The sequence below is a fragment of the Myxococcus sp. CA033 genome (assembly GCF_013336625.1).
Taxonomy (GTDB): domain Bacteria; phylum Myxococcota; class Myxococcia; order Myxococcales; family Myxococcaceae; genus Myxococcus; species Myxococcus llanfairpwllgwyngyllgogerychwyrndrobwllllantysiliogogogochensis.
Map to the genome: position 1 here is coordinate 80,814 of NZ_JABUMU010000014.1, position 19,604 is coordinate 100,417.

Sequence of the window (19,604 nt, forward strand, 5' to 3'; positions counted from 1 at the left end):
TCCGCTCAGCACTCCGGCAGGCCGACGCTGAGGTTCGCGACCTCGAGCACGTTGACGGCGAGCCCGCCGCGCGCGGTCTCCTTGTACTTGTCCTTCATGTCGCGGCCGGTGTCGCGCATCGTCCGGATGACCTTGTCCAGGCTGACGAAGTGGCGTCCGTCGCCGGAGAGCGCCATGCGCGAGGCGTTGATGGCCTTCACGGACGCCATGGCGTTGCGCTCGATGCAGGGCACCTGCACCAGGCCACCAATGGGGTCGCAGGTGAGGCCCAGGTTGTGCTCCATCGCGATTTCGGCGGCGTTCTCCACCTGGAGCGGCGTGCCCCCGAGCACCTCGGTGAGCGCGCCGGCGGCCATGGAGCACGCGCTGCCCACCTCGCCCTGGCAGCCGACCTCGGCGCCGCTGATGGAGGCGTTCTCCTTGTAGAGCACGCCGATGGCGCCGGCCGTGAGGAGGAAGCGCACCACGCCGTCCTCGTTCGCGCCGGGCCAGAAGCGCCAGTAGTAGTGCAGCACGGCGGGGATGATGCCGGCCGCGCCGTTGGTGGGCGCGGTGACGACGCGGCCTCCGGCGGCGTTCTCCTCGTTGACGGCGAGCGCGTAGAGGTTCACCCAGTCGAGCACGGTGAGCGGGTTGGTGAGGCCGGCCTCGGGGCGACTGAGCAGGCGCTGGTACATGGCCGCCGCGCGGCGCTCCACCTTGAGGCCGCCCGGGAGGATGCCGCTGGACGCGCAGCCCCGGCGCACGCACGCCTGCATGACGTCCCAGATGCGCAAGAGCCCGCTGCGGATGTCCTGCTCGGAGCGCAGCGTCTTCTCGTTCGCCATCATCAGGGCGCTGATGGGCATGCGCTCCCGCTCGCACAACTCCAGCAGCGTCGCCGCGGACTGGAAGGGGAAGGGCAGGGGCGTGGTGTCCTTGCGCAGCGGGTCCTGGCCGGTGGCCGCGGACTCATCGACGACGAAGCCGCCGCCCACGGAGTAGTAGACGCACGCGTCCAGCTCCACGCCGTCCGCGCCGGACGCGGAGAAGCGCATCCCGTTGGGGTGGAAGGGGAGGCTGCGGCGGCGGTGCATCACCAGGTGCTCGCCGTCCTTGAAGACGATGTCCCGCTGGCCGAGCACGCTGATGCGGCCCTCGGTGCGCCAGCGCGTGACGATGGCGGGAATGGCCTCCACGTCCACGGCCTCCGGCGTGTCCCCGCGCAGGCCGAGCACCACCGCCTTGTCGCTGCCGTGGCCCTTGCCCGTGGCGCCGAGCGAGCCGAACAGCTCCACCTTCAGGCGCGTGAGCTTCTCCAGGTGGCCATGCTCCGCCAGTCGCAGCACGAACGTGCGCGCGGCTCGCATGGGCCCCACCGTGTGGGAGCTCGAGGGACCGATACCAATCTTGAAGAGGTCGAAAACGCTGACGGCCATCGCGGGCGCAACATGCCACGTTTCCACTTTTGTCCCAGCGCCTCGGGGCGTGACGTTCCTGCTCCATGTGAAGGGCAGGACTTCTTTGCGTGCCAAGGAGCTGAAGCTCGGTGAGGTGCCGAGCGAGCACGTCGGGTGGAATGCGCGAGCCGTGCCGCGGGACGCCAACGAGAACGCACTGCGTCGTGAGTGCCAGGGTGTTCTTCTCTTCGGAGACTGGAATGCGTGGGGCGAAGGCGCGCGAGTCGGGTTGAAGGTGGGAGCGCCTGGTGCGGGGTGAAGAGGTGGCGGCTCAGGCGACGGCGCGCTCGGGGCGGAGCGAGGTGGGGCTGTCGTGGCGCGCCCCTTCGGCGAGGGCGAGCGACTTGCGGTACTCGGCGGCCTCGGCGATGCGGGTCAGCTCGAACTCGCCGTGGTGTTCGCGCACGGCCTTGGCCACCTCGTCGAGCGTGACGCGGAAGAACTCCTTGCGCTCGTTGATGCGGTTGACGCGGCGGTGGGAGAAGGTGCGGTGCAGCGCGGCTTCGAGCGACGGTGCGTCGGGTGTGCGGATGATGGCGTGGACGTCGAACTCGAAGGGGACGGAGGCATCGCCCAGTTCGTCGATGCGGTCCTGGGGCACGAGTCGTCTCGTCATGCCGACCTTGTAGATGTCCTCTCCGAAGGAGCCGATGTTGGAGATGACGTAGACGTGGCCGGTGCGAGTGAGTTGGGCCTGGGAGATGGCGCGTTGGCGCTCCTGGTCCTCGGCGACGCGGCGTTCCAGTTCGGCGATGCGTTCGAGGAGCTTGGATTGCTCGGCGCCTTTGCTGCGTTCCAGCTCCCCGCGGGCCTTGCGCAGGGCTTCTTCGTCACGCTGGGCCTCGCGCTCGGCCTCCAGCTTGGCGCGTTCGAGTTCTCGCTGCGCGGTCTCTTCCTCGCGCATCTGCTCGCGGATGCGGCGTTGTTCTTCCTTCTCCTCCTGGCGCTTCTCTTCGTATTCGTGGGCGAGGCGCAGCTCCTCCAGCTTCAGCTCGACGTAGTCGGTGGAGATGAAGCACTGCTGAATCTCGGTGAGGCCGCTGATGGCCTCGGCGGACTTCTGGATGCGGGCCTCCATGGCCTTGATGTTCTTGTACGTCACCTTGGCCACGCAGGCGTCCGCCTCGCCGTTGAAGGCGCGGAGCATCAGCTTGAGGGTGCGCTCCGTTTGCTTCTTGCCCTCGGCCTTGCTGCCGTTGACCGTCCATTCAATCTTGCAGGAGGCGGCTTGCTTGTTCTTGAGCATGGCCTTCTGTCGTTCGCGGAGGGTGTCGAGGCGGTGTTCGTACTTCTCCGAGGAGGAGAGGTTGTAGATGGGTTTGTAGAACCCGTAGGAGCGGAGGATGGTCTCTTCTTCGAGGGGGCGGAGCTCGGCGCGCAGCTTGACGATGAGGGGTTCGAGGCGGGCCTGTTCCTCGCGGGCTTGATTGCGTCGGGCCTCGACTTCCCGGACGGCCACGTCGGCCTGTTCCCTGGCGCGAGCGAGTTCCGTGCGGCCTTGCTCGCGAGCACGGGTGAGTTCGGTCTGGGCTTGTTCGCGGGCCTGGGTGAGTTCCGAGGCGACGCGGGTTCGTTCGAGGCGGATGGCATGGTCCGTCGACGCCCTGACCTGCTCCAGGTCTGCCTTCGCGCCCCGGATGGCGGCGTCCGCGAGGTCGCGCTCCCGGGCCAGCTCGGAGGCGACGCGGTTGCGCTCGGTGGCGAGCATGTGTTCGGACTCGGCCTTGGTGCGTTCCAGGGAGGAGAGGACACGCTGTCGCTCGGCCTCCACGTCGAGCACGGGCTTGAATCGGGCCCGGACGGCTCGGAGCTGGAGGGCAGTGCGGACCAGGAGTCCCGTCAACAGCAGGCTCGAAATCGCCAGGGCCAGGACGGCAGGCTGCATGGAAGTCTCCCCCGTGAAGTGTCCCCGCCGTCGGACGGCGGCGCGGAGGAGGACCACTGTGCGCCTGGGGAGGTTTACCGGGGTATCACCCCCAGGGGGTATTCCGTCGTCCCTGCATCACCTATCGCTGGGCTGGCGTCCTCCCACGAGGAGTGGGAGCGCTCGCCTGAGCCGGGGCGAGAGGGCCAGGGCCACGGGGAGTGGACAACCGTCCCCCCCGGTAGACGGTTGTCCGTGCTTCGGGACGCTGGCGTGGTGCCTGCCCTCCGTGGCTCCCGCGCTCTGGATGGAATCACACTGAGGTGGTGTGGGCCGGCCGCGTCGACGGGCTGGGCTCCTCATGTCGTGTGGGGGCGGGGCCGACATGTCGCTGTTTCCCTGGAAAGCCAATTGCAAAGGAGTCGTCAGCTTGGAGTGCGACGCACTTCTCTGACCTGACTTTGATTGCCCCAGGGCAGGGCCTTGCTTGCGGTACGCGTGGGCCTTCCTGGTCTTGGTGTGTGTGAAATCTGGATGTCAGTGATTTGGGTGGAAAATTGCGACTGAGAGCTGTGCAGGGGGACTCGATGATGCCGAGCCGATGGGTATTCGTAGGGCTGTTGCTGCTGGGGGTGATGACGGCGCGAGCAGAAGAACCGGCTCCGGAGTGGTTGGATGTCTATTCACCACGAGAGTCGGATGCGCCCGTGGCGCAGGGCAGCCCGCCTCCCTGGAGCGAAGTCGCGTCGCTGGGCGAGGATCGGACGCGAGCCTATGAAGACGCACGTGCCATCTGGGAGTCGCGGCGAGACGTTGCCCAGGCTGAGCTCTCCGAGACGCTGACCAGGGCGCATGATGCTCTTGGCTCTCAGTCTCCCTGGTGGGAGCGATTCTGGCATTCCCCGTGGCCCTCTGATGCTGACCGCGGCGTGCTCGAACAATCACGCGAAGAGTTGAGGAGGGCCATGCTGTCCCTCAAGGCCATTCGCCGCGGAGACGAGGCCGCGAGCGCCTATCGCGTGGAGGTGCTGGCGGAACTCGAGCGTCAGCTCGAGGGTATCGAGACGCGTATGAGTGGAGGCTACGCTCGTGCATGGCTCATGCTGTGGGACGGAGGCCCGCATGAGGGCATCCTGCGACTGAAATCGAAGGCGCTGGTCTGGGAGACCCGCCTCACCGTCGATGACGTGAGTCAGGTCGCGCACATCGAGAAGCTCGCGGTCACGGACTTCCAAGAGGGTGTTGTCGGGCAGCCGCTTCCCCAGCCCGTCACGGTGCGGGTGACGACCGCGAATGGGGAACCTGTGTCGGGGGCGTCGGTGACGTTCAAGGGGCATGCTCCCTCGCTGCCCACGTTCCTTCCCGTGTCTGGAGGCACGGCGCCTGCTTCTCAACTGTCGGTCCTCACGGATGAGAGTGGGCTTGCGTCGGTTCGGGTCCTTCCCGATACGAACATCCTGCGGATCTCCTTTCTCCGCGCCGGAACGCCTCATCAGCAACCTCGAGGGGCTCTACCCGCTGGTCGCCACTTACTCGGCGAACGGCATCAATCCGCGTGAGTACCTCCCCGACGCCTTGCTTCGAGTGCAGTACCACCCAGCGAGCCGCCTGGATGAACTCTTACCAGGTCCCTGGAGTCGTCGCCTCGCCGCGAACACCTCCTGAAGTACGCAGCGGACCTGCTGCCCATCCGAGAGCGTTACCCATCCACTGACCCTCGCCTGGGGCGGGACTCGTCCTTCCTCAGGACAGCCAAACCCGGACGGTTACGGCCTTCGCGCGGAAGCTGTCGCCAACCCAGTGGAGGGTCACGCTGCCATGGACGCTTTCGAGCGTGTGATGAGAACGGTGGAGAGTGTCGTGCTCATGGCCTCAAGGGAGGGGCGAAATGTGCGTAAATGGCACCCATGCGTAATGTGCGGTGTTGCGTCGTGTGAAGGCCATTCGGGGCTCGCGGAGCGGGTGCCCCTGGCCTTCGAAGCCAGTAGTTCGAGAATCACTAGACTCTGGCTTACACGCCAATTGACCGGTTCTTTGACTCAAGACAGATTGCTCATTCGCGACAACGGTTGCCAAGCCAATGCCGTGTCCGCAACAGGGGAACATCATGGGGTTGTATTTCTGGGGGTTCGGCCTCCTGTCTGCCATTTTCATGGCATGCAGCGTAAGGGGCCGCAAGTGGGGCCAGTCGCTGACGCCGGTCGCCATCGCATTGCAACTCTTCACCCTTCCAGCCCAAGCGGGCCCTTGTGCGGAAGGGGATACCGCGCCTCGGGATTGCAAGGTCGGCGTGTGCAAGGGCGTTGCCTATTGTGATGGTCTCTACCTGGGCGAGTGCGAATCCTCAGGGGCGTCCACCGAGACATGTACTGTCTGTGGGCGTACGGGCTACCGGTTGTGTTCTGGTTTCGACCTCATGCCCGCGTCGTGCTCCGCCTACCGGGCGGAGCTCTGCAACGCGTGTGATGACGATGGTGATGGCGCCGTGGACGAAGGTGTCGCGGGGGTGCCTTGCACCATGCCCAACGGCTGTAGCGGAGTGATGTCGTGCTCCCCTGCGGGAGGCACCTGCGTCTGGGCTCCAGGAAGCGCGAAGCCCTGCTCCAATTGTGGCACGGGTGGGTATGCCATCTGTCAACAAGATGGCTCCATCGGCCTGTGTCGGCCCACAGCCCCGAGAAGCGAAATCGAGTGCAACGGTTGTGATGACAACCACGACGGCATCGCGGATGGGGCCTCGGGGGCCGCCGAGATTTGCAATGGACGGGACGATGACTGCGATGGCGCCATCGACGAGAGCGCCTCGGGCGTGGAAGGAGACGCGTGCCAGGTGAATGTGGCTCAGGTGTGCTGCGAGCCGACGACGTGTCAGGCGCAAGGCAAGAATTGTGGCCTCATGTCCGACGGCTGCGGAGCCACGATAAACTGTGGTGCCTGCCCGAGTGGCCAGGCCTGCGGCACCGGCGGCGTCCCCAACGTGTGCGCCTGCGCGCCCACTCCCCAGGTAACCGTCTGTCAAGGCAAGTGCGGCCTGGTCCCCAACGGTTGCGGTGACACGTGGAACTGCGGTGGCTGCGCCAGTCCCCAGAGCTGCGGCGGTGGCGGCACTCCCAACGTCTGCGGTTGCACCCCCATCGCACAGGCGACGGCCTGCAGTGGAAAGAACTGCGGCCTGGTGTCCAACGGCTGCGGTGGCACCTATAGCTGCGGCGGTACCTGCACGGGCTACAACACCTGCGGCGGCGGCGGCACGTCCAACGTCTGCGGTTGCTCGGCGGACGCAAACGCCTGCGACGGCAGGGAGTGCGGAAACGTCGACAATGGCTGTGGTGGGTCGATGAGCTGCGGAACCTGCTTTGGGGGCGCCTACTGCCGGGCCGGCGAATGCGTGGGTGGGGACCTTGACGAGCTGAAGTCCGAGGAGGCCTCGCGATGACTCGCCTGTCGAAGCCCTCCACCTCTCGTGACAGTCAATCCTTCGGAAAGAGCATCCAGATGAAGCGTGTCCTCTCGTTGCTCGTCCTCGGCCTGTACGGCGTCAATCTCCTCAGCTCATGTGGCCCCACCGTGGGCCCAGACGGAAAAGAAGCGCTGGCGGGCTTCTCGGCCAACCGGCTCAGTGGCACCGAGCGCCTCATCGCCCCGGCTGGGACGGTGGTGGATACCAACGCCCAGGTCGGCGTCACACCGGGCGCGACGGAGGGCAGCTACTCCCTGACGGCCGACGGCGCGGCCTCCTACAGCCTGCCGTTGTGGGTGCCCCCGGGGCGCGCCGGCATGCAGCCGGAGCTCGCTCTCAGCTACAACAGCCGTTCGGGCGCGGGCCTGGCGGGCGTGGGCTTCACGCTGAGCGGGACGCTGTCGCGCATCACCCGGTGTCGCAAGTCGGTGGCGCAGGACGGCGTGGTGGGGCAGGTGAGGTTCACCACGTCGGATGCGTTCTGCCTGGATGGCGCCCGACTCATCCACACCAATCCCGGCGTGGCGGGGTACGGCGCGAACGGCAGCGAGTACCGCACCGAGGTCGACACTTTCGCCAAGGTGAAGCTCTCCTCCATCATCGCCAACGGCCCTCCGGACTCCTTCGAGGTTCGCCAGAAGAATGGACGCATCCTCACGTATGCCGCGAGGCTGGAAGGTGCTCGCGTCATTCCCCAGCAGGCGCCGCCCACGGGCGTCAACACCAGCACCCTCGAAACGGTTCGCTTCGCCTGGGCCCTCTCCGAGGTGAAGGACCGGCAGGGTAACTACATGCGCCTGCTGTACTCCCAGGAGGGCACCCATACGACGGGCTTCGAGCACCTGCTGACGCGCATCGACTACACCGGCTCCCATACCGATGCTTCCGTAGCCCAACCGCAGCGCAGCGTGGTGTTCAACTACGAGCCGGGCGACGTGGATGAGTCCTATGTCGCGGGATTCAAGCTGCGCACCTCCAAGCGTCTGGAGCGCATCGAGATGTTCGCGCCGGACGTGCCCGTGTCCCAGACACAGATGGGCGCCGTCGTCAGCTGGCGCTCCTATTCATTGAAGTACCGCGAAGGCAGTGAGAGGAGTGTTTCCGGCAGGAGCCTGCTCAAGACTCTGACGGAGTGCGACGGTCGCAACGTGTGCAAGTCCCCCACCACCTTCCACTGGGGGATGGGCTCCGAGTCCTTTACGACTATCAACACGGGTGTCCCGGACATCATCCACAATGACGCCAGGCTCGACAGTTTGCACCCCTATGTTGCCCGCGATTACTGGACGATACAGCTCGTGGACGTCAACGGAGACGGCAAGGACGACCTTCTCTATCGGTACACTGTCTTTGGCCCCTCGGGCGGTTTTCCGGAGCCGGAGTGGCGCCTGCGGCTAAGCACCGGCTCGGGGTTCGGCGAGTCCATGGTCGTCAACCTCCCCACCGCGAGGGTGGGCGATACGCTGGATGATTTGGCCCCCGTGGACATGGACATGGATGGCAAGACGGACATCCTGGCCATCAAACGCACCCACTGCGACATGAACATCAGCGGCCACAACCAGCTCTACCGGTTCAACGGCACCGATTTCATTCCCACCATCAACGATGGGAGTGAGACCTACGCTGTCTGCGATACGACTCTGGCGAACCGCCGTCCCTCGGGCCTGCAGACCGCGGACCTCAACGCCGATGGCCTGCCGGACCTCATCCGCTCCTGGCGTCACGTCAACGCAACCGAGGTCACGCCCGCGGAGTGGGCCTGGCGTCTCAACCCGCTGGGCACTACTGGCACGTTGAATTTCCCCGCCTACACCCCGCTCGGCATCCGCGCTGGACTGGAGCACGCGGGCCTCGTGGTGGACGTGGATGGCGATGGTGCGTCGGAGTTGTTGCTGCGCAAGCCCCAGTCCAACACTCCCGACTATTTCGCCAACTACTACACGGCTGTGGGCATCAACTCAGACGGCAGTGTGCGTGAAGTGGCGACGACGCTGTCCGCTCTGCCCTGGGACCACGTGTTGGCGCAGCCCTACCACTACCTCAACCTCTGGATGGTGGACGTGACGGGTGACGGTCTTGCGGATGCCCTGACGTTGCACCGGGAGGCACAACCACGTGCAGACGCTCCCCGCCTGCTCAAACTGGCGGTGAACACCGGCAATGGCTTCTTGCCGCCCCAGACTCTCGACCTCCCCGCTGGCAGCATGCCGGGGCCGTCTCAGTGGCATGAGATGGGCCGACTCATCGACAACGGCCTGCGCGTGCTCGACTTCAACATGGATGGGCGGCAGGACCTGCTGCTCACCGAGTACTACCTCGACCGGGGGACCTTACGCGCGCACCTCACGGTGCTGCTGTCGACGGGCACGGGCTTCACGACCAAGACTCTCTCCGACATTGCAGTGGGCCGGGACACGGGGAACGGAACCCAGTCACCTTCAGGCGCCGGTGCAGGAGCGGAGGGCTCGGGTTGGGGACAGAAGCTGACGCGAGTCGGCGACATCAACGGCGATGGGTTGCAGGACATCGTCCAGGTCGAGCCCAGCACCTCGAACCTGGTGGTGCATCTGCGGCAGGGAGGCAAGCCGGACCTGCTGCACGAGGTCGTCGACGGGAATGGCAAGTTCGTCCGCTTCGAGCACGCCCCGCTGCGTGCGCTGCAGGACGCGGGGCGGTACACGCCCGGCACCTGCACCTATCCGCAGTACTGCGGCACGCGCGGAATGTGGGTCGTCGGTTCGTACGTGACTGACAGCGGACAGGACAACGGGCCTGGACCGTCTACCCGTCGGTACGACGTCAGCTATGCGGAGGGAAGGACGGACCTGCGAGGCCGGGGCTGGCTGGGCTTCGGCCGTCGCGTCGTCACGGACACATCGACGAATGCGACGACGACGACGGTGTATGACAACGTCACTCGCACCGGGACGCTCTACCTGCATGCCGGCTCGCCCAAGTCCGAGACCGTCAGCACCCCCCTTGAACTAGGGACACACAGCCGCGTCACCACCTTCCTTCGGGAAGCACGCACCGCGCCCGAGGGCGTCACGCGCTTCTTGTGTCCGGTGAAGACGACGGTGTCCGAGACGGACAGCGTCTATGGCGCCGTCTCCTTCTCGGTGTTGGACCAGCAGTGTGACACCTACGGCAACGTGGCGTCGCAGGACACCTTCGTGCGCGTCAGCGCCACCGACACGATGGGCACGCGGCTGCAACGCACCCTCCAGCTGGAGAACCATCCCAGCACCTGGGTGCTGGGCCTGCCCCGGAGGGTAACGGACACGTCGACGTCGCCGGCAACGGACCTTTTCCCCAACGGCCAACAGGCTACTCGCACGAGGACGTACCAGTACTGCGCCAGCGAGCCCTGCCCGGAATCGAACCTCGTCTGGCGTACCATCACAGAGCCGGAGGGCAGCGTGGACACGCGACTCGTCGTCACCTACGCGAGAGACGCCACCGGCCAGGTGACGTCCGCGGAGGCCACGCATGGGGGCACCGCACCCTCGCGCCAGGAGAGCGTCTCCTACGACAACTTCGAGAAGCTCTTCCCCACCGTGGTAATCAACGCGGAGGGCCACCGGAGCGACACGGCCTATCACCCGGCGCTGGGGGTGGTGGCGCTCACCGAGGATGCCAATGGTGTGAGGACGCGCCGCGCTTATGACGGCTTCGGCCGGCTGCGCATCGAGGCGGCGCCCTATCGTGAAGGCGGGGCTTCGGCTGGCCCATCCGTGTTGGTGGGTTATGCTCTCGTGGGGTTGGACACCCTCGTGACGGTGCAGCGCGCTGGAAGCCCCACCGTCGTCCAGCGGCTGGACAGGTGGGAGCGACCGATTTCCGTCAGCACCCAGGCGGCAGACGGACGTTGGACGTACGCCACCACGGAGTACGACTTCTTCGGTCGCCCTGCCCGCACCACGCAACCGCGCTTTGAAGGCGAGCCTGCGAAGGTCACCACCTTCACCTACGACAACCTGGGACGACCGCTGAAGGCGACCGGGCCGGACGGCTCTTTCGAGGAGTGGACCTACCAGGGTCGCGGGATGTACCACTTCGACGAGTTGAGTAACTGGTGGGCCATCCTCTACTCACCGTTGGGCCAGCCGCTGGTGGTGGTGGATCAAGAGTCTCGGGCCACCGCCACGATGGTGTCGACCTTCTACTCTTATGGCCCGTTCGGACTGCTGGAGTCGGTGCGGGACGACAGTGGCGGCGTCACCTCCATGGAGTACGACGTCCTGGGGCGCCGCACGAGGCTGATGGAGCCCAAGCTTGGGCCGCTCGTCACGGCGTACAATGCCTTCGGCGACGTGCGCGAGGAGACGGACGCGGGAGCCCGGCTGACGACGTTCGGGTACGACAGGCTCGGCCGGGAGGTGCTCGTCAGCAACGCGGATGGGCAGACGCGCTTCGTCTGGGACACCACGCCGTATGGCATTGGCGGACTGGCGCAGGCGGTGAATGAGCGCAGCGCGACGACGACGGCGGATGACGTGGTGTCGGCGTATACGTATGACTCGCTGAGCCGACCCATCCAGGAGTCGCTCACCCTGGGCGGTGCGACGTACCTCCTGGACCAGAGCTACGACAGCGTCGGCCGCCCGGACACCCTCTGGTACCCGGCGGGCCCTGGAGGCACCCGGCTGACGGCGAAGCAGGAGTACACGGCGACGGGTTACCCCCTGGCGGTGAAGGACGCGTCCACTGGCGCCGAGTACTGGCGCGCGAAGGAGCGCGACGCGGTGGGGCGGCTGCTCAGCGAGGCGCGCGGGGCGAACGTCCTGACGACGTGGAACCGGTATGACAACCGGGGACGGTTGCGCTTCATCGAGTCCCGGGTGGGCGCGACGACGGCGGGCAGCCCCCTCCAGTCGTTGTCCTACAGCTACAACATCAACAACAGCCTGCGCAGCCGCCATGACACGCTGAAGCAGGTGTCGGAGTCCTTCCAGTATGATGGCTTGGACCGGCTGAAGCGTTGGACGGTGCAGGCCCGGTGCGACAACACCGTCACCGACTACGACTACGACCTCCTGGGCAACCTCACCTCCCGGAAGGTGGTGCGCAACGGCACGCAGACGGAGCAACTGTACTTCCAGTACGGCGCGCAGACGGCGCCGCGGCACGCACTCACGGGAGTGAGCACAACGGCGAACTTCAGCACGTTGTCGGAGAGCTTCACCTACGACGCGGCGGGCAACCAGACCAACGCGGCGGAGGCGGGGACAGGGCGCTTCCGCAACATCAGTTACACGTCCTTCAACCTGCCCGCGACGCTGCAGACGCAGCAGGGCACGCTGAGCTTCACCTATGACGCCTCCCAGCGCCGGACGCTGAAGCAGAACAGCAACGGGGACTCCACCCTCTACCTGGGAGGTGTCTACGAGAAGCGGCGGGAGGCGGGCGTGGACTCGCACGTCTTCCTGGTGCTGGCGGAGGGGCGTGCGGTGGCGCAGGTGACGCTGGCCTCGAGCAGTGGAGCCACGCCCGTCACCTCGTACCTGCTGAATGACTATCTGGGCTCGGTGGAGACGGTGACGGACGCGGCCGGCACTGTGTTGGAGCAGCGCAAGTACCAGCCCTTCGGCGCGCGGGGCCGCGTGGATGACCCGACGCTGGCTCCGGCCACGACCTCCAGCGTCGTGCGGCTGGGCTTCACGAGTCATGAGTGGGACGAAGAGGCGGGGCTCGTCAACATGAGGGGCCGGCTCTATGACCCGAGGGTGGGGCGCTTCTTGACGCCGGACCCGGTGGTGCAGGCGCCGTTCTCGAGCCAGGGCCTCAACCGGTACAGCTACGTCTTCAACAACCCGCTGCGGTACGTCGACCCGTCGGGCTTCTCGGGAGAGGATGCCATCTCGAGCGTCATGTGGACGGCCCCCGTCGACGGCGGTGAGGTGACGGCCATCTGCGGTTCTCCCAATCCGTCGGACTGCATCTCTCCGACGGCGGGCGCGGTAAACGGTGCGGCGACGGAAGTTGGCAACAGCTCCGATGGCGGAGACAGCAGCCCCACAGCCATCGCAGGTGGCGCAGACATGAATGGAGGAGTCGCTCCGGGTGTCGTGCAGTCCTCCTGCCGGTTCTGTGTGGGGGATGGACGAGGCTTGTTTGCCTTCAGCGACAAGCAGATGGACGACCTGCAGGGCTGGGCGCGTGAGACGAAGTGGGCCTACGTACCTGTCTTGGGGCTCGCCACGTCGACGCTCAACGTGATGCTGTCGTTGATGCGCGGCAAGACGGACGACCTGGCCAGCGACGTGGCCCAGGTGGGGCTCTCCTTTGTCGCGGGGAAGGTGATAGGTGGCGTCATCAAGGGGGTGGCACCTGTCGTCGTGGCCGCGACACGCCCTCTGCTGGTCAAAGCGGAAGCGGGCATCGCCGCGAGCCTCGTGCGGGGAGGTTGCTTCATCGCGGGCACACCGGTCCTTGCTGCGAAGGGGTTGGTGCCCATCGAGGACGTGGCGGTGGGAGACTGGGTGTGGGCCTGGGATGAGGAGACGAAGGTGCCAGGCTGGCACCGGGTGTCGAAAACCTTCATCAAGCCCGCGATGGTCGTGCTCGAAGTCACGCTGGAATCACCCGATGGAACCCGTGAAGAGTTCGGGGTGACGGCGGAACATTCATTCGGCGTCGTGGGGCGAGGCTGGACGGAGGCGCAGTCGCTCAGGTGGGGGGATGAGGTTGAATCCGCCATGGGAGAGCGCATGCGCGTGGTCTCCATCGCGACCTCCGCGGAGCGCAAGCCGGTCTTCAACTTCGAGGTGGAAGACGCTCACACGTATTTCGTGGGCGAGTCCACCGCGTGGGTTCACAACATCTCGTCGATTGCGAGACGACTGTTCCCAAATACGATGCCCGATAGACTCGCGGGGGAGTTGGCAGAAGCGGCGCGTGTGAAGGCCCCCATCATGGAGGCGGGCGCTCGGGGATTCAAAGCGCTTGTCGCCAGTAATGAGAGGCTAAAGTTCGTAGTGCTGGAGTCTGGTCAGCTCATCGTCGCTCCTCACACCTACCGGGGAGTGGAGATCAAGCACGCAGTGCTCTCCGGTGGGCGCGCGGTTCTTACCGCAGGCGAGGTTGAAATTGCCGTTGTGGGCCGCACGTACTTTGGCCTCAGAATCAACGGCCAAAGCGGCCATTTCATGCCGACTGAGGAGAGCGTGGCGTATGCTCGGGCTGCGTTCGCCAAGATTGGCATCACCTTCCCGCAACCGTAATGAGGTGCATGATGGAACCCAAACAGCTCACGGTGCGACGCTGGTCCGAACTCTCGAGCAAACCACTCTCGGAAGAGAGTGTGCGTGCTCTGCACTTGCCCGCGAGGAAGTATCGGGTGAGCGTTGATCGGTATTCGCCGGGGGAGGATTTCGCTGGCGCAATGCGGGCCGGTACGTGCTACGTGTTGGCTGGGCACTGCCAGATTGAATTCGGCACGCAGGTCGCCCAGCTCGCCGCTGGGGATGTCGCAGAGTTTCCTGAAGGCAGGTATCGCGTGATGATGAGTCGCGAAGCCGAGTGTGTTGCTGTTTTTGCTTGGGAGCTTCCAGAGGAGTTTGCTCGATAGGAGAAGGTCGGACTCTGCGTTGCGGAGTCCTTCCAACTCACCGTGCCCAGGTATCAGCCTTGGCACATGTAGAACCTGGGCCACCTCGCGCCAACTGCGTCCCGTGGTGAATTGCCCCGCCACGGGATGCATGCTCACGTTCCGCCTGGGGCGGCCCCGTCCCCAGCGGGTGCCGCCCGTGGCAGTCTCTACATGCCAGGTTGCATCCGAGCACCGCTGAGTGAGCGTCACCCGCATCCTCGGGCGTCCGAGATGTGGTGAAGTTGCCACCGAGGTGGTTCAAGCCCAGTTCCCGAGACATGACGTCGGACCTGGCAACAAAAGCGGCTGCGCACAACGATCCGGATATCCGAGAGGCTGGCGACGAGTACCTTGAGTACCTGAGGAACAAGAAGCCGTGCAGTTGCTCTCCGTAGTGGATGTGCGCCTGTTGCTCCGTATCGCCGGAGTCCTGCGGGTCGCTTTCAGTCACTGCCATCGTGAACGGAGGAGGCTGGATAGGGTCCAGCCTCCTTTGGCTCACTGGGGCGCGGGCTGGATTCCCATCGAAGGCAAGGGCGTTGAGCCCATCACCTTGGGCCTGACGGCGAGCAGTCGCAGGCCGTTGGCGACGACGAGCAGCGTGCTTCCTTCGTGCAACACCACCGCGTGGCTGATCTGCGTCAAGCCGAAGAGGGTCGCGATGATGAGCACGGCGCTAATGCCCAGCGCGATGACCAGGTTCTGCTTCATCACCGCCGTGGCTTGACGCGCCAGTCCCAATGCGAAGGGCAGACGGGACAGGTCATCGCTCATCAGCACCACATCCGCCGTCTCCAGCGCCGCGTCCGAGCCCGCTCCACCCATCGCCACGCCCACCGCCGCTGCCGCCAGCGCGGGCGCGTCGTTGACTCCGTCGCCCACCATGGCCACCGAGCCCTGCCGCCCCATCTCCCGGACCGCTGTCACCTTGTCAGCGGGCATCATCGGCGCTCGCGCTTCGTCGAGCCCCACCTGCGCGGCGATGGACTTCGCCACCCGCGCATTGTCTCCAGACAGCATCACCGTCCGGGTGATGCCCTGCTGCTTGAGCGTCTCGATGACATGCCGTGCTCCCGCGCGCACGGTGTCCGCAACCCCAAGCACTCCGAGGTAGCGCCCTGCCTTGCGCACCACCATCGTCGTCTGTCCCGCCTCCTCCAGCCGGTCCACCTGCGCCTTGATGTCGGCGGGAACAGTGTCTCCTTCGAACAACGCCAGGCTGCCCACGTCCACCAGCGCGTCACCTACCTTCGCGCGCAGACCCTTGCCGTGGATGGCTTCCATGTCGCTTCCGGCCGGGGCCTGGATGCCCCTCGCTGACGCGGCCTCCACCACGGCGTGCGCCAACGGATGCGCCGAGAGCGCTTCCACCGCCGCCGCCGTCCCGAGCAACTCTTCGTCCGTCACGCCCTGCACCGGCGCCGTGCTCAGCAGCTTCGGCTTGCCCACCGTGAGCGTGCCCGTCTTGTCGAAGGCCATGGCATTTACCTTCCCGAGCAGCTCCAGGTAGATGCCGCCCTTGATGAGCACTCCACCTCGCGCCGCCGCCGCCACGGCGGACAACACGGCCGACGGCGTGGAGATGGCCAGCGCACACGGAGACGCGGCAACGAGCAGGGACACCGCGCGCAGAATCGCCTCCTTGAGCGGCATCCCCATCAACACGAGCACCACGGGGAACACCACCGCGCCAATCATCACCAATGGCGCGAACGTGCGCTCCAGCCGCTGCGCGAAGCGCTGGTTCGGACCCTTCTGGGCCTCGGCCTCGGCCACCATGTCCACCACGCGCGCGAGCACTGACTCAGAGGAGAGTCGCGTGACTTCCACCTCCAGCAGCGCCTCGCAGTTGACCGTTCCGGAGAACACCTCGTCGCCCGGCTTCTTCGGGACGGGCATGGACTCGCCAGTGATGGCGGCCTGCTCCAGCGAACTCTTTCCCTCGCGGATGATGCCGTCCAGCGGAACGCGGTCTCCCGGACGGACGACCACGCGGTCGCCACGGAGCACCTGCGCGACGGGCACTTCCACCAGCTCGCCACCCCGGCGCACCCGGGCCACCTCGGGCCGCAGCGCACCGAGCGACTCGATGGAGCGCCTCGCACGGTCCATTGCCCTGTGCTCCAGCGCGTGACCCGCGCTGAACAGGAAGAGGAGGAATGCTCCCTCGAACCAGGAACCCAGCACCGCCGCTCCCAGCGCGGCCACCACCATCATCGTCTCGATGTCGATGCGCAGTTGGAGCAGCGACTTCACCGAACCCCGGATGGCGAAGAACCCGCCACTCAGGATGGACAGCGCCCACACGATGGTGGGTACCAATGCGGGCACGGGCGCGAAGCGCTCCATCAGCCACCCCGCGACGAGCAGCACCCCCGAGGCCACCACCAGCGGCATCTCCAGGAGCGGCGCCAGGCCGCCTCCGTGCGCATGGTGCGAACACGCATGGCCGTGGCTCGGCACCTCCAGCGTGTATCCGAGCTTCTTCGCCCCGGTCTCGATGCCCTTCAGCGAGATGTCCTCGCTGTCGTACTCCACGACGAGTCGCTCACTGGCATACGCCACGTTCGCGGACAGCACGCCCGGGAACTTTCCGAGCCCGTGCTCGATGGCCGTCGCCGAGTCGGCTGAACTCATCCCTCGCACGAACCACGTGTGGCTCTTGTACCGCTTCGCCACCTGCTCACCCGTGCGCTTCACCGTCGCGAGCAGCGCCGCCGCGTTCACCAGTCCGGGGTTGTAGTGGAGGCAGACCTCCGCGTAGCCCTGGTCCCGGCGCAGGTGCACGTCGATGACGCCGTGGTGCGCCTCGAGCGCGGCTTCCAACTTCTGGAAGCGGCCCGCGTCATCCGTCTCGCCCGGTAGCGCGTCCTCCAGGTCGAGCTGGAGCGCGACTCCTCCGCCTTCCGCCGAGCGGTAGCCCGGTGGTCGTACTCGCTTCGGCTTTGGGTGGTGGTGGTGATGCCCGTGGTCGCCGTGGTCGTGGTCGCACCCGGCTCCGTGCTCATGCGCGGCGGCCTGACCGTGGTCGTGTGAGCACCCTGGACCGTGCTGATGCGCATCGGCACCGTGCGTGTGGTCATTCCCGTGCTGATGCGCGTCGCCACCGTGCGCGGCGTGGTCATGCGTACACCCCGGCCCGTGGACGTGCTTCTCCTCGCGCTTGGGGCCGATGATCTTCAATCCCTTCAGCACGGGCTTCGCGGCGGCCGGCTTCATCGCCGCGAGGGACGGCCCGTGGCCATGTCCGTGGTCATGCTTGCAGTCCGGTCCGTGGACGTGGTCGGCCTGGGCATCGGTCTTCTTCTGCTCGGACATGGCGTCTTCTTCCTGAAGCTGAAACCTAGTGGCGGTGTCCGCCGTGCTTGCGGGCGGGAGCGGGAGTCGGAGCACGCACGGGCTCGGCCTCCTCCTCGTGGTGGTCCTCGTCCTCATGCTCCTCGGGAATCGGCTGCGTGAAGCGCTGCCCGGCGACTTCCAGGGTGAACGCCTTGCACTCCGGAGGAACGTCGAACTCCAGCACCGCGGGGAGCCGACCCTCGTACGACTTCAGCGTCTTTCCCTGCTCGTCGTAGACAGTGCCACCGGCGGCCACCGTCATCGTCTCGTCCACCAGCACCGCCACCAGCTCCGCCATCTCCTCCATGCGGTCGGCGATGCGGTGGCACCACAGGTGGCCCACGCCCGGATACGTCTCGTGGGAGATCTCCTCCATCTGCTCCTCGTCCACCTGGTCGCCCACGCCGACGAAGACGAAGCTCATCCGAGGCAGCCGGCCCGCCGCGATTTCCTTCGCCACCTGCGTCGCGTAGGCCCGCACGTCGTTGCCGTCCGACAACTGCGAGTCGGTGATGATGACCGCCAGCCCGCGCCGCGCGCCCGTCTGCACCTGCTGCTTCATGTGCGCCACGAAGTCGCGCAGCACCGGCAGCATCACCGTGGCCTTGCCGTAGGCCCTCGGTCCCGGGAAGCGGAAGTCCTTGGCCTGCACCGCCGACAGCAGCCCTACTTCCTCCAACTGGCTGCCATCCCCGGTGGCCCAGTACGCCACGCGCACCTGCCCGTCGCGGTCCTTGCTGGCCAGGTACTCCAGCATCCACCGCATCTGCGGCTCGACCAGGTTCTTCACCGGCGCCAGCTTGGCCAGCACACCGCGAGGACCGTACTCGTCCTCCATGCTCGCCGAGCCATCCATGTAGAGGGCCACGTCCAGCCCCTCCACCGTGGGGTCATGCAGCAGCGTGGCCACCACCTTGTTCCCCATCCGATGTACGTCCGAGAACGGACGCACGATGACTTCGTGGCCAGCCATCAGTGATGGTCCTCGTCTTCCTCGTGGTGGTCCTCATCCGGCAGCGGCTGGGTGAAGCGCTGGCCGTTCACCTCCAGGGTGAAGCTCTCCGCGCCCTCGGGCACGTCGAACTCCAGCACCGCGGGCAGGCGGCCCTCGTACGTCTTCAGCACCTTGCCCTTGTCGTCGTAGATGGTGCCACCGGCGGCCACCGTCATGTTCTCGTCCACCAGCACCGCCACCAACTCAGCGACCTGGTTGATTTCCTTCGCGATGCGGTGGCACCACAGGTGCCCCACGCCCGGGTACTCCATGTGGGCAATCTTCTCGAGCTGCTCCTCGTCGATGGCATCACCCACGCCGACGAGCACGAAGTTCAGCCGGGGCAGCCGTCCCGCCGCGATGTCCTTCGCCACCCTCGCGGAGAACGCCTCCACCTCGTCGGCGTCATGCAGTTGTCCGTCGGTGACGATGACCGCGCAGCCGCGGCGAGCGCCCTGCGGCACCTGCTCCTTGAGGTAGCGCACGTAGTCCTTCAGCGCCGGAGCCAGGAAGGTGTGGCTGCCCAGCTTCTTCGCGCCGGGGAACCTGTACTGCTTGACGTCCACGCCCTTGAGCTCGCCCACCACCTCGACGTCCTTGCCGGAAGCGCCGCTGGCCCAGTAGGCGACGCGGAGCATGCCGTTGCGGTCCTTGGTGGCCAGGTACTCCAGCATCCACTGCACCTGCGGCTCCACCTGGTTGGCGGGGTCCTTCAGGGGCGCGCCGCGCAGCCACTCCAGGAAGGAGCGGTTGGGACGTTCGTACTTGTACTCCTCCTGCATGCTGCCGGACGCGTCCATGTAGATGGCGACGTCCAGGCCCTCGACGGTGGGGTCGTGCAGCAACACCGCACGTACCTTCCCCTCCTCGACGTGAAGATCCGAAAACGGCTCGACCGGCTTCTCGTGACCCAT

The 19,604-nt window shown here is 66.2% G+C and carries 8 protein-coding genes and 1 pseudogene; 4 read left to right on the forward strand and 5 right to left on the reverse strand.

Features of this window, described 5'->3' with window-relative positions; genetic code table 11:
- Nucleotides 1-5: 5 nt before the first annotated feature.
- Complete coding sequence (locus HUA78_RS28055; RefSeq protein ID WP_141641385.1) at nt 6-1,418, reverse strand: L-serine ammonia-lyase; 1,413 nt, start codon at nt 1,416-1,418, stop codon at nt 6-8.
- A 292-nt stretch (nt 1,419-1,710) separates the two neighbouring features.
- The gene (locus tag HUA78_RS28060) at nt 1,711-3,324 is read right to left on the reverse strand and encodes a DUF4041 domain-containing protein (protein ID WP_174477544.1); all 1,614 of its coding nucleotides are present in this window, start codon (nt 3,322-3,324) and stop codon (nt 1,711-1,713) included.
- Between the two features lie 944 nt (nt 3,325-4,268).
- On the opposite strand from HUA78_RS28060, the gene HUA78_RS28065 reads away from it, so the two are divergent.
- The 4 genes and pseudogenes from HUA78_RS28065 (at nt 4,269) to HUA78_RS28075 (ending at nt 13,989) form a co-directional block, all read left to right on the forward strand.
- Entirely contained in the window at nt 4,269-4,862 is a 594-nt protein-coding gene (locus HUA78_RS28065; RefSeq protein ID WP_217442636.1) for an Ig-like domain-containing protein, read from the forward strand.
- Nucleotides 4,801-4,968, forward strand: a pseudogene (locus HUA78_RS28070) (transposase domain-containing protein); the annotation flags it as partial. The gene HUA78_RS28065 and the pseudogene HUA78_RS28070, both read left to right, overlap by 62 nt.
- A 1,510-nt stretch (nt 4,969-6,478) precedes the next feature.
- A complete protein-coding gene (locus tag HUA78_RS45985) occupies nt 6,479-6,739 on the forward strand; it encodes a hypothetical protein (protein WP_217442622.1) in 261 nt (86 codons plus the stop codon).
- Entirely contained in the window at nt 6,736-13,989 is a 7,254-nt protein-coding gene (locus HUA78_RS28075) for an RHS repeat-associated core domain-containing protein (protein WP_174477545.1), read from the forward strand. Before HUA78_RS45985 ends, HUA78_RS28075 begins: the two co-directional genes overlap by 4 nt.
- Before the next feature lie 866 nt (nt 13,990-14,855).
- Here HUA78_RS28075 and HUA78_RS28080 read toward each other — a convergent pair.
- The 3 genes from HUA78_RS28080 to HUA78_RS28090 are packed head-to-tail and all read right to left on the reverse strand — an operon-like array spanning nt 14,856 to nt 19,604.
- On the reverse strand, nt 14,856-17,675 hold the full coding sequence (locus HUA78_RS28080; RefSeq protein WP_174477546.1) for a heavy metal translocating P-type ATPase: 2,820 nt from the start codon (nt 17,673-17,675) through the stop codon (nt 14,856-14,858).
- 25 nt (nt 17,676-17,700) lie between these two features.
- The gene (locus HUA78_RS28085) at nt 17,701-18,669 is read right to left on the reverse strand and encodes a vWA domain-containing protein (RefSeq protein WP_174477547.1); all 969 of its coding nucleotides are present in this window, start codon (nt 18,667-18,669) and stop codon (nt 17,701-17,703) included.
- Nucleotides 18,669-19,604 (reverse strand): vWA domain-containing protein, encoded by a 936-nt coding sequence (locus HUA78_RS28090; RefSeq protein ID WP_174477548.1) that lies wholly within the window; start codon nt 19,602-19,604, stop codon nt 18,669-18,671. Before HUA78_RS28090 ends, HUA78_RS28085 begins: the two co-directional genes overlap by 1 nt.

What these genes read in the sequence shown, in the direction of transcription:
- HUA78_RS28090 (WP_174477548.1), bottom strand. Translation starts at nt 19,604, where the DNA reads ATGGGTCACGAGAAGCCGGTCGAGCCGTTTTCGGATCTTCACGTCGAG.
- HUA78_RS28055 (WP_141641385.1), bottom strand. Translation starts at nt 1,418, where the DNA reads ATGGCCGTCAGCGTTTTCGACCTCTTCAAGATTGGTATCGGTCCCTCG.
- HUA78_RS28065 (WP_217442636.1), top strand. Translation starts at nt 4,269, where the DNA reads ATGCTGTCCCTCAAGGCCATTCGCCGCGGAGACGAGGCCGCGAGCGCC.
- HUA78_RS28080 (WP_174477546.1), bottom strand. Translation starts at nt 17,675, where the DNA reads ATGTCCGAGCAGAAGAAGACCGATGCCCAGGCCGACCACGTCCACGGA.
- HUA78_RS28075 (WP_174477545.1), top strand. Translation starts at nt 6,736, where the DNA reads ATGACTCGCCTGTCGAAGCCCTCCACCTCTCGTGACAGTCAATCCTTC.
- HUA78_RS28060 (WP_174477544.1), bottom strand. Translation starts at nt 3,324, where the DNA reads ATGCAGCCTGCCGTCCTGGCCCTGGCGATTTCGAGCCTGCTGTTGACG.
- HUA78_RS28085 (WP_174477547.1), bottom strand. Translation starts at nt 18,669, where the DNA reads ATGGCTGGCCACGAAGTCATCGTGCGTCCGTTCTCGGACGTACATCGG.